Here is an 11,159-nt window from a genome sequence, read left to right on the forward strand (position 1 = left end):
GGTAATGACTCCAACTTATTGATAGTGTTTTATGTTCAGATAATGCCCGATGACTTTGTCATGCAGCTCCACCGATTTTGAGAACGACAGCGACTTCCGTCCCAGCCGTGCCAGGTGCTGCCTCAGATTCAGGTTATGCCGCTCAATTCGCTGCGTATATCGCTTGCTGATTACGTGCAGCTTTCCCTTCAGGCGGGATTCATACAGCGGCCAGCCATCCGTCATCCATATCACCACGTCAAAGGGTGACAGCAGGCTCATAAGACGCCCCAGCGTCGCCATAGTGCGTTCACCGAATACGTGCGCAACAACCGTCTTCCGGAGCCTGTCATACGCGTAAAACAGCCAGCGCTGGCGCGATTTAGCCCCGACATAGCCCCACTGTTCGTCCATTTCCGCGCAGACGATGACGTCACTGCCCGGCTGTATGCGCGAGGTTACCGACTGCGGCCTGAGTTTTTTAAGTGACGTAAAATCGTGTTGAGGCCAATGCCCATAATGCGGGCTGTTGCCCGGCATCCAACGCCATTCATGGCCATATCAATGATTTTCTGGTGCGTACCGGGTTGAGAAGCGGTGTAAGTGAACTGCAGTTGCCATGTTTTACGGCAGTGAGAGCAGAGATAGCGCTGATGTCCGGCAGTGCTTTTGCCGTTACGCACCACGCCTTCAGTAGCGGAGCAGGAAGGACATCTGATGGAAATGGAAGCCACTGGAGCACCTCAAAAACACCATCATACACTAAATCAGTAAGTTGGCAGCATCACCAGTATTAAGAATTAAAATTATTAGTAACGGTTGGTTACTAACAGCCTGCTAAAAGTAACAGTTCTATATTGTAAATATGTGACAATGTTCTCATTAATGATGAGAGATTATGTGAATCAATACTAATTGATCGTTAATTGATCGTTTTTTGTTTTTTTTTGCCCAATGTGGGGAGGGGTAATGTTTAATATTTCGATATGATCGAATATCTGTTCGCATGGAACATCGTTCAGTGATTCACGACGAATTAGCGATCGACCACGATGCGATTTTGCAGTGTGCCGAAGAAGTTCTCCATCGCTGCGTTATTCAGACCGTTTCCTTTGTGCGGCATATTTTGTGCTACTCCATGGGGCTTTAACTTTGCCTATAGCCTGCCATTCGATATTGCCAACCCTGATCCGTATGTAGCTACGGGGCATCCTCCGGGCCGGGCACTGACAATGCATCGTGCACCATCGTATTAACAATCTCCATTACCGGACTTTATGACAGGCGCAGGAGAAAATCTCCCGGTTAAACTGAACGGAGAACCAGCGACAGGTACCTCTTTTTACCCTGTAGCAAGTACTCTATAACATACTCCCCCATTTTTCGTTGGCCTTCATTGCAGCAAAGTTCCGGCTCAGGATATTGGGCGCAGATCATCCTCTCAGGAATTTCAGGATCTGCCAGACGGTGCTGAGACGACGCTTACTTGTAAGGTTAGTTTTCAGACGGACAATGAAATGAGGATATGCGATAAATTTCAGTCAAAGATCCATAAAACAGACATAATGTTATTCAGTGGTGAACAGTCCATTCCGGAGACGGAATATCTTGTTAAGGCTGTATATTATACTGGCTGTAAACAACATGGCCACCAAGGACCATGTTGTTTACAGCATACCCTTGTTGCAAAAGCATCCCCGTCAGAACAGCACAGAGTAGTTCAGACCAAAGGTTCGGCCCCTGCCTTTGTAGTCGTACAGTGACGCTGGGCCGTAACCCGGGCTGTAGTACAGTGGTGCACGCTGCCCCCAGACAGTGGTGTAGTCACGGTCGAAGAGGTTTTCAATGCTGAAGCTGAGTGTACCCACCGGAAGCTGATAACTGCCGAGCAGATCCACGGTGGTATAGCCATCGACCTTGTAGCCCTGCGCGTCGCTCACGTCAAAGGAGGTGGTGCTCTGCACGCGCAGACTCCACGGGTCCGGTGCCCAGCCAATGTAGGCTGTCGCTTTTGATGGGCTTGCTGTCTTCACATCGTATTTCTGCCAGGTACCGTTCACTTTCGACTCAGTTTTCAGCACGTTGAAGTTCACTCCGGTACTCCAGTCAGTATCAGGAATCAGGTAGTCCACCGCACCTTCCACGCCGTAAATACGGCGTTTGTCGTCCACCACGCTGATGGTCAGATCTTTATTCGCCACCACGCTCTTATCAGAAATCGAATAGTAGGCCGCGATTTGGGTGCGCAGATTATTGCCAGTAAAGCGCCAGCCCAGCTCATAAGAATCGACTTTCACGCCTTCCAGCTTGCTGTCGCTGACGTTCACACTCTTTGTTAGAGGAAGATGGCCGTTCACTGCAGCACCATAGATGCCGCGACCATAGTATTTACCCGGGTCCGGCAGCTCCACGCCCTGGGAGAAGTTGAGCCATGCCTGCTGGCGTTCGGTGATGTGCATCAGCAGACCGGCGTTGAACAGGAAGTTGTCGTAATCGACTGAGCCGCCAGGAATGGCGTCGGCGGATGTAGCCTTCCCGGCGGCAATCTGCCGTTGCTGCGCGTAGCCGATGAAATCATCAATCTTGTTTTCAGTGTACTGATAGCGTACGCCACCGTTGAGGGTAAAGAGATTATTGATGTCATAGCCTGATTGCAGGAAGGCCGCCAGGTTGGTGATGTCATACGACGGATAGCGCCCGGTGGTGTAAATCTTCTTGTTGTTCAGCCCTCCGGAAGCGCTTGCCTGAGCCAGGTCGAAGAACATCTGGTTGGAGGTAAAGCGCTCATGATCAGCATCCAGCCCCCAGGTGATTTGCCAGCCGTCCATCGGTTTGCTGTTCAGAGTCAGTTTCATGCCGTACTGGTCGGTGTCCTGCTGTGACGAAGAGAAAGCCGTCACCTGTTTGTTCGCATTTACCGTCGGGAACGGGTAGAATCGCAACGACTCATCGCGGTAGTAAACCTGACCGACCAGCTCCTGTCCCAGAAAAGCGCTGTCAGAGTACTGCAGGCTGATCAAATGCCGCTCAGTGCCGGGAATACGGTCGGAATTCAGCCCGTTACTGACGAATGGCGTGCTGGTCCCTCTGATGGCAGAGAAGCCTTTCCCGAGATTAAGCCCGTAATCGTCGTCGCCCTGGCTTTTATAGTACTGTGTGATCAACTGAAGCTGCCGGGATTCATCGATGTTCAGCGTACCAGTTCCCATGATGTCCAGCCGATCGGAGTACTGCAGGCCGGTCTGGGTGTTATCAAGCAAGGTGGCATCGCCGTTACCGTCAAACCAGCCGCCAAATTTCTGATATGCCACGGAAAGACGTCCGGAGATATGCTCATTTCCGCCGGAGACAGCTCCGGCAATGCGTTCATCGTGATCTTTACTGCTGCTAAAGCCACTTTTGGTGCCAGCCTCAAACTCCATCATGGTTTCCGGCTGGCCTTTTTTGGTCACGATGTTGATCAGGCCACCGGTACTGCCGCCGCCGTACAGGGACGTCGCACCGGAGATCACTTCAATATGGTCGATATTAAAAGGATCTATAGAGTCCAGTTGTCGGCTGTCGGTACGTGAAGAGTTGAGACGCACGCCGTCAACCAGCACGACCAGCGGGCGGCCACGCACATTCATACCGTAGTTGGTGCGGCTCCGGCTGCTGACGTCAAGGCCAGGGATCAGCTGAGCCAGTGCGTCTTTAAGCTCTTTGCCGCCCTGAATCTGCTGTTCCAGTTCGGCGTTTTCGATAACCCAGGTGGTTTGCGCCATCTCCGCTACGGTGCGATTGCTGCGGTTGGCAGACACCACGAACGTTTCATCATCGGTTTGTTGAGCGACTGCTGGCGCCATCATGGTAAGAAGCAGTGGGTTGAGAGCCCAAAGCGTATACTTTTTGCTTATCATCATTATTCCTCCATACGGGCGGAAAAAATCAGCCCAAAGATGCTGTGTAGCGAGTTAAAGAAGCAGCCTCCGGCTGCGTTTTCCCTAGGTGCCGCTGCGCCACTGAATCAGGGCGGGCGGCATACTGAGATCGAATAAATCACGTCCCATTACGCGATTAAGAATACGTGCAGATCTCCATGCCATCAGGCTGAGCTGGGGTTCGGCGATGCCATGGGTTTGCATACTGGCGTTGACCACGAAGATGTTGTTCTCTTTCGGGCCACTCCATTCCAGAGTGAAGTCATCACGCACTTTAAAGGTGTTCTTATCGTGCATGGTGATCAGGGGCATCAGTGAGGGAAGTATTTGTGGCAACGCAGAACGGTAACCTGTGGCGAAAATCACCACATCACTTTCCAGGCTCTCCCTGCCCTGATCCAGATGATGCTCCATCAGCAACTTCCAGCCAGGACCACTACTTTCCAGAGTTGTTACCGAGCGGCTGGGTAGCAGACGGATATTTCTTGGTTTTCTCAGAACTTCAAAACGGTGGTACAACTCACGATAAATGGTCAGTAAAGAATCGGCAGTGATGCCATCCGATGTCATTTTCTGCTCATCCAGTAACTGATGGCGAATATCTTCCTCCAGTCCGGAGAAGCCTGAAATATATTCAGGTGTAAAATACTCATCAGCAAAAGCAGCCTCATCCAGTGCGTTAAAATTATTACGCCGGGAGACCCAGTTTATTTCCGCCGCTTCTCCCCATTCCCCGCGTAATGCATTAAGGAACAGGTCTGCACCACTCTGTCCTCCACCAACCACGGTTATCCGTTTTCCACTAAGGTCCGGCCGACGAAGATTCATTTCACTGGCATGGAAACAGGATTGTGTCATATGCTTCACACAGGGTGGTAAATAAGGTTGTTTTCCTGTACCAAGGCAGATATTGCGGGCAAAATATTCTCCCTGGCTGGTTTGCACCAGAAACAATCGACGTTTTTTATCGAAATCAATGTTTTCAACGGTATGACTGAAATACAGGTTATTCATATCTTCAGCAGCCCAGCGGAGGTAGTCAGAAAACTCTTCACGGGATACTGTACGTAGTCTGCTTGTAAGGAAGCGATAGAACTTTTTGTGCTTCACCAGATAGTTAACAAAACTGTAGGGATTTGTAGGTGCAACAGCACTGACCAGATCTTTCAGAAAGACGGTCTGCATATGACAATCCGGTACCAGCATACCCGGATGCCAGGAAAAATGAGGATGTTCATCAAAGAAGAGACAGTCCAGTTCTTCGATCTGATGTGACAACGCAGCAATGCTGAGATTAAATGGCCCTGTCCCTACACCAATAAAATCGACACTTTTTTTCATGATTCATATTCCTGAGTTACCAGCCACAGCGGATTTTGCAGATCCTCAAGGTAATTCGGCAGCATGCGGCTGCCGCCATCCAGATCAGGCCAGGTCAGTTTTACCGGGTTCAGCACCACGCGAATGATTTGTGGCCTGAAAAGTGAGAAAAGCGCAAAACGCTCTGACATTTGTGGATGTTTTTTCATGTAATCACTCAACACTGCTGCCAGCAGTTGATAAAATCGCCTTTCAGGTACGCCAAGACGAACCATCAGTGGCGAAATAAAACGCAGTACTGTCACGAAGTGACCCGTCTGCAAATCATGGATTAAGTAGTCCGCACTCAGGCGGGATGTAACATCACGAACCTCCTGAGGCAAAGAGTCCATTTCGGGGAACTCTTCTTTCACCAGTCGCATATCGCCCTGGAAGTCTTTCAGCAGAACACGCTGTGGAACCCCCTCTTTCATGGCGAGAGTTATATTTTGTCCATGTGCAATAAGCGCGACACCGTAGCGGCAAAGCAGGTGATACAGAGGAACCACGACCACCCGGAACAGTTGCGTAAGCCAGGTTTCAGCGTCCAGCCCGGAGCGGTCTATATATGCGCCTGCCAGCGGCTGATTGTTTTCGTCGCACTCCATCAGTGTTGCCATCAGAACCGGACTTTCATCCGGTTTCAGCCAGCGGCACGGATTCTCCCGCCAGATAACACCAAGCATTTCCTGGTAGCGATAGGGAGCCCGGGCAAGCGCGGCATAGCCTTCATGGGAGACATAGCCTGCAGCCGGTTCACCAAGTATCACTGCGCCGCTTTGCACTAGGGTGGCGTCGGTCGCAAAAACCTGTTGTAGCCAGCGTGAAGCCAGTGGTCCGGCAGCGATGTATCTGCCAGGGATCCCCCGGTAGCATGAGGTGTTGTAGATGGTCAGCGGCAGCTTGATATCCAGCCCGCCCCGGCGACTGGCGTTGGTCAGGGTACGCAGCGACTGCTGGGCGAGCCACTGGTCGCCAAACTCGCCGAGAGACACCATCCTGCCTTCGGCAAAATCAGCGATGAAGTCGGTAGCGATTTTTTGCTGCCACTGCCACGGATGTACCGGCAGCGGCAGCCAGTTATGATCCAGTCCGTTTTCCTGCCAGACCTGACTGAAGCGGGCAAACTCCTGCGGATCCATTGCGGCCGTCAACAACTGATGAATATCCATCTCGTTATCACAGCGCCAGATCATATGTTCACGTTTTACCGCCAGCCAGTGCAGTCTGAAGGTGTTGGCATACTCTGGCGCATATCGTTCCAGCGCCTCTTTACCCCAGCCACGGCGACCTTTATTAAAAACGAATTTAGGATGACCGCTCAGCAGGCATTGCAGGCGGTCGGCATTAAGATTAATCAGGTCACTGGCGCTCAGCCCGCGACGGGCTTTCAGTAGTTGCAGGTCGCCCAGCAGCGTGGCATACAAATCCTGCATATGCTCAGCAACGGTTGCATCGCTCATTGACAGTACCTGCTTTAGCTGCATCAGCAGCGTCTGAGCCAGTACTGGCTCGTCCGCGCAGCGCAGAGTTTGAGCATCAATCCAGAGCCAGCCCCAGATACCACGTTCAGCGATGAAGCGCCATTGTGCTCCCGGCAGGTTAATGCAGTAGCGGTCATCGCCCTGAGATTCCGCGTGGAAAACCTGCTCATACTCCAGCTCAGACAACATTTTTGCCACCAGGCGGCGGTTGACCAAATCCCAGTCTTTGTGATTCATTACAGACCGACCTCCGTGAAGAAGTGATGACGATCCGCCATCACCATGCGCGAGCGTTTATGTGGGAAGTCGAACTCTTTAATTGTCCGGTATCCCGCAGGCTCAAGATGGCGGAACAGGCGCTGGTTATCGGTGCGTGGCTCCAGTACTGTGCGCTGCGTACGTGGCTCATTCAGCAGCAGGTAATGTGTCACCCCGCGCAGCCAGCTTTGCACATAGTGGGCTCCGCGCCATTGCTGTTCACCAACCAGCAGATGCAGGCCACGGTCAAAGGGCTGCCACGAATAGTGGCGACCAATGCGGTCTTCCGCCGCCCAGTAGATTTCGAAATAACTGAACGGCCGATCGTCGAAACAACCAATCAGCGGGAATGCATGTTTACTGGTGAGCTGGCGTTCCAGATAGGCGATCTGTACCTCCAGTGAGCCACTTTGCTCCCAGAAATACTCAACGCGCGGATCGTTCATCCAGCGGGTGAAACGTTCTGCATCAGAAACGGGATCGGCAATGCGGAAACTCAGCATCCTGCGAATGCGTGGATCGTAACGACGATAAACTTCACCCTGCGGACGGGGGGGGCGCTGCGGGAAATAAATCTCACGCTCTGCATCAAAAACCATTTCACCGGAGGCCCGGTTTGCCGGAGAACTCAGCCATAACGGTAACTGCCAGAAAGCGGAACGATGGATAATGTCGCTTTGTACCTGTCCGAAAAGCGTCAGCGCCTGTGGCTCCTCACACCATTCGGACCAGGGAAGAACCACTGCTGAAAGTTGTGGTGCGGCGATAAATATCTGATCCAGCGCGTCGCACAGCCACCCTGTTGGCAGCTCCCCGGGCCAGTGCAACACCGCGCTATTGTCCAGCCCCCAGCCAAGATTCAGAGGCTTGTCGAGTTTTTCACAGCGCAGTCCATATCCGCTGTGAACAATGTTTGCCCCAGACATTCAGACCTCCTGAGCCTGCAGCGGGTTAGCGAAATCAAAATAGATCACCGAAGGGTCAACGATGGTGTTCTCGTTATGATCGTTCAGATAACAGAAAAAGTTACCTTTTACGTTCCAGTACGGACTTTCCAGAACATAGTTGAGACAGGTTTTATGAGTCACCTTGTCACGCACTTCAGCCAGCAATGTTCGTACACGAGCCATCAGATTCGCTTCGCTGTCCAGCCCGGCAGCACCCAGCGCAGCAGTTACGGCAAAAGTGGAGTTAACCAGCAGGTAATAAGGGAAATAGCGCAGCAACTGCTCACGGGTGAAAATATTTTCCGCCTGCGCCTCGTCAATGGTATCGAGCCACTCTGTCGCGTGAGGCATAAACGCGCTGCCCTGGCAGTCACGGTAAATAAATCCGACCGGCAGATCCCCAAGCATCTGCACAAGAATATTTTGCTGATGCGCCAGCAGCACCAGGCCGTAATCCGCTTCAGCCGTAAACAGCGGCTTCAGCACCTGCTGACAGTAAGCATCGACCCATGCGTGGGCGGCCTGTTGCACAGTGATACCGAGGCGATCGCTCAGGCGTTTTACCGCCGAAACCAGCAGCGAATCACCGCCATCCGGTGCGGCCTGAGTCAGGGAAACCAGAACGTTGGTCTGGCTTTGCGGCTGCTCCAGCAGCAGGTTTTCACGCAGGGAAAACAAACTTTCCTGCATGATGTTGCCGTTAAGATCGCGCAGCCCGGCCCAGCCGTCCTCCTGCATTACCCGGAAAGTAGGGAAGCGGGCCTGTAGCATCTGCCAGCCGTCGGTTTGCGCCAGACGTGCCAGGCGCATTCCTCGCTCCACCTCTTTCACAGACAGAGTACGGACGGAGTTGGTCAGCCGAACGCTCAGGGAGAACTTGATCATATCGCGGCTGGTAGCACAGTAGAGGGAGCGGGAAGAGGTGGTCGGCAGCCACGACGTGCCGGCCTCGCCTAAGTCTCTGATAAGTCCTTTAGCAAAAAGTGCCTGGCACCACACTTGCTGCAAAAGATATTCTCCCTGCCACGGGTGCAGCGGGAACAGCCATTGATTGTCACTTAATTCGTTGAGTAACTGGGGCGCATTTTCTGCGGCAAATCGCGTCAACCGCTGTTGAAGGTTAAGATGCAGACTTTCACCAGCGATTTGCGTTTTATCCACCGAAAACCACCGCAGCGGGAAGTGAGGTGCCATGTCAGGCAGGTATCGTTCAGCTTCCTGGCGGTTAAACGGTTCATGAGACTTAGGTGCAGGGTGGAAAGCGTGTCCTGTCAGCAGTGCCTGCTCAGCCTCGCCAAAATTCAACGCTTTTTCACGCAGGATGGCCCAGTCATGGCGGGCATCAATTGTCTGTTGCGTATGGGCGTAGCTTTCCAGCACGCGTTGGTGGAAAGTTTCGCAGAGGGGAACTGGCAGAAAAAGTTGATGCCGGAGCTTATCAATAATAAGCCGGGAGAGAGTGGTAAAGTCGACAGGATAACTGCCTGATGCCGTGACCAGATGAGCAGGAAATGCAAAGCGGTGATGCTGGGTTGGGGAGAAATAAGCCACTCTGAAATGGAGCGACTTCTGTTCGTCCAGCGGGATAATCAATTCGTCTGGCGGGTATTCCGCCAGTTGCCAGTCTTTGGTTTCACGAATCAAGGCATTCAGGAAGCACTGCGCAGCCACATCTGTGGCGGATTTTTCAGAGGGCAGGATCATAATCAAACAGCTCCTACACAGTAAAATAATAACAATTATGTCAATAATGATTCTCATTATCAATGAGAAATGTTATTGTCAGAAAAATTAATTTTACAAATAAACACAATTAATACATGGTGTTGAAACATTACAATGTCATCTAAGATCGAAGATACGCCCCAAAAAACCCTGTCCTGCTGGCCACTGGCGTTCAGTGCCGGTCTTCTCGGTATCGGACAGAACGGTCTGCTGGTTGTACTCCCTGTTCTGGTCATACAGACAAATCTGAGTCTGTCTGTATGGGCTGCCCTGCTGATGCTGGGCTCAATGCTGTTTCTGCCATCTTCCCCATGGTGGGGAAAGCAAATTTCCCTTACTGGCAGTAAGACTGTGGTGCTGTGGGCTCTGGGAGGATATGGCGTAAGCTTTACCCTGCTTGGGCTGGGAAGCGTGCTGATGGCTACCGGTGCCGTAACAACAGCGGTGGGGTTGGGAATATTAATCATCGCCCGGATCGTCTACGGTCTGACCGTGTCGGCAATGGTGCCAGCCTGTCAGGTCTGGGCATTGCAGAGAGCTGGAGAAGGGAATCGCATGGCCGCTCTGGCAACCATCAGCTCCGGCCTGAGTTGCGGCAGGCTATTCGGGCCGCTGTGCGCGGCAGCAATGCTGGCCATTCATCCTCTGGCGCCACTGGGGCTGCTGATGGCAGCCCCAGTGCTGGCGCTGCTGATGCTGCTGCGGTTGCCCGGCACACCACCACAGCCCACACCGGAGTGCAAGAGCGTCAGTCTGAAGCGGGATTGTCTGCCTTATCTGCTTTGCGCAATATTACTGGCTGCGGCGGTGAGCATGATGCAGCTTGGACTTTCGCCTGCCCTTACTCGCCAGTTCGCCACGGATACCACCGCCATTAGCCAACAGGTGGCCTGGCTGTTGGGTCTGTCCGCAGTAGCTGCGCTTATCGCGCAGTTCGGGGTACTCCGTCCGCAGCGCCTGACTCCGGTGGCCCTGCTCCTGAGTGCCGGAGTGTTGATGAGTGGTGGTCTGGCTATCATGCTCTCCGAACAGCTATGGTTGTTTTACCCGGGCTGTGCAGTGCTGTCATTTGGAGCAGCTCTGGCAACACCCGCTTATCAACTTCTACTGAATGATAAGCTGGCTGATGGCGCAGGCGCGGGCTGGCTCGCTACCAGTCACACACTTGGCTATGGACTGTGCGCTTTGCTGGTGCCGCTGGTATCGAAAACAGGTGTCGCAATCGCGCTGATTATGGCAGCATTATTTGCAACTATATTATTTACCATTGTGTCTGTATTTATCTGGCATTACCGTACTATCAAATAAAGATATGATCATCACCTTACTGGAGTAAATCAGAGGATATGAGAGAGGACCTGCGTCTGATGAAAGCATGTCAGGCAGTGTTCTGGCTTGCTGCCCCCGCCTGGATTTGCCCCTATATTTCCAGACATCTGTTATCACTTAACCCATTACAGGCCCGCTGCCGCAGATATTCCCGTGGC

At 52.5% G+C, this 11,159-nt stretch carries 7 protein-coding genes and 1 pseudogene; 2 read left to right on the top strand and 6 right to left on the bottom strand.

Going from position 1 to position 11,159, the window contains the following annotated elements:
• Nucleotides 1–15: 15 nt before the first annotated feature.
• A protein-coding gene (locus OGY15_RS12960; RefSeq protein ID WP_230138812.1) for an IS1 family transposase occupies nt 16–713 on the bottom strand; the annotation gives its coding sequence in 2 pieces (ribosomal slippage) (nt 16–464 and nt 464–713; 699 coding nt in all).
• 272 nt (nt 714–985) lie between these two features.
• Between OGY15_RS12960 and OGY15_RS12965 the strand changes: the two genes are divergently transcribed.
• Complete coding sequence (locus OGY15_RS12965) at nt 986–1,129, top strand: hypothetical protein (protein ID WP_011076574.1); 144 nt, start codon at nt 986–988, stop codon at nt 1,127–1,129.
• A gap of 550 nt (nt 1,130–1,679) precedes the next feature.
• Here OGY15_RS12965 and iutA read toward each other — a convergent pair.
• The 5 genes and pseudogenes from iutA to iucA all read right to left on the bottom strand — a co-directional run bounded on the left by iutA (nt 1,680) and on the right by iucA (nt 9,651).
• On the bottom strand, nt 1,680–3,881 hold the full coding sequence (gene iutA, locus OGY15_RS12970; RefSeq protein ID WP_000973519.1) for a ferric aerobactin receptor IutA: 2,202 nt from the start codon (nt 3,879–3,881) through the stop codon (nt 1,680–1,682).
• Between the two features lie 25 nt (nt 3,882–3,906).
• Nucleotides 3,907–5,240, bottom strand: a pseudogene (gene iucD, locus OGY15_RS12975) (NADPH-dependent L-lysine N(6)-monooxygenase IucD).
• A complete protein-coding gene (iucC, locus tag OGY15_RS12980; RefSeq protein WP_001015721.1) occupies nt 5,237–6,979 on the bottom strand; it encodes an NIS family aerobactin synthetase IucC in 1,743 nt (580 codons plus the stop codon). Before iucC ends, iucD begins: the two are co-directional and overlap by 4 nt.
• Nucleotides 6,979–7,926, bottom strand: coding sequence for a N(6)-hydroxylysine O-acetyltransferase IucB (iucB, locus tag OGY15_RS12985; protein WP_000011908.1), 948 nt, complete (start codon nt 7,924–7,926; stop codon nt 6,979–6,981). The genes iucC and iucB overlap by 1 nt, the downstream gene beginning before the upstream one ends.
• Nucleotides 7,927–9,651 carry an aerobactin synthase IucA gene (gene iucA / locus OGY15_RS12990; protein WP_063269228.1) on the bottom strand — a complete coding sequence of 575 codons (1,725 nt, stop codon included), beginning with the start codon at nt 9,649–9,651 and terminating at the stop codon, nt 7,927–7,929.
• Between the two features lie 135 nt (nt 9,652–9,786).
• Between iucA and OGY15_RS12995 the strand changes: the two genes are divergently transcribed.
• Nucleotides 9,787–10,980: an MFS transporter gene (locus OGY15_RS12995; RefSeq protein WP_089643061.1), complete on the top strand. Its 1,194-nt coding sequence runs from the start codon at nt 9,787–9,789 to the stop codon at nt 10,978–10,980.
• Nucleotides 10,981–11,159: the final 179 nt, after the last annotated feature.

The organism is Citrobacter sp. Cu231 (assembly GCF_030332265.1).
Lineage (GTDB): Bacteria > Pseudomonadota > Gammaproteobacteria > Enterobacterales > Enterobacteriaceae > Citrobacter > Citrobacter meridianamericanus.

Bases quoted from the DNA above. Each gene is read 5' to 3' on its own strand.
- OGY15_RS12965 (WP_011076574.1), top strand. From the start codon at position 986: ATGGAACATCGTTCAGTGATTCACGACGAATTAGCGATCGACCACGAT.
- iutA (WP_000973519.1), bottom strand. From the start codon at position 3,881: ATGATGATAAGCAAAAAGTATACGCTTTGGGCTCTCAACCCACTGCTT.
- iucC (WP_001015721.1), bottom strand. From the start codon at position 6,979: ATGAATCACAAAGACTGGGATTTGGTCAACCGCCGCCTGGTGGCAAAA.
- iucB (WP_000011908.1), bottom strand. From the start codon at position 7,926: ATGTCTGGGGCAAACATTGTTCACAGCGGATATGGACTGCGCTGTGAA.
- iucA (WP_063269228.1), bottom strand. From the start codon at position 9,651: ATGATCCTGCCCTCTGAAAAATCCGCCACAGATGTGGCTGCGCAGTGC.
- OGY15_RS12995 (WP_089643061.1), top strand. From the start codon at position 9,787: ATGTCATCTAAGATCGAAGATACGCCCCAAAAAACCCTGTCCTGCTGG.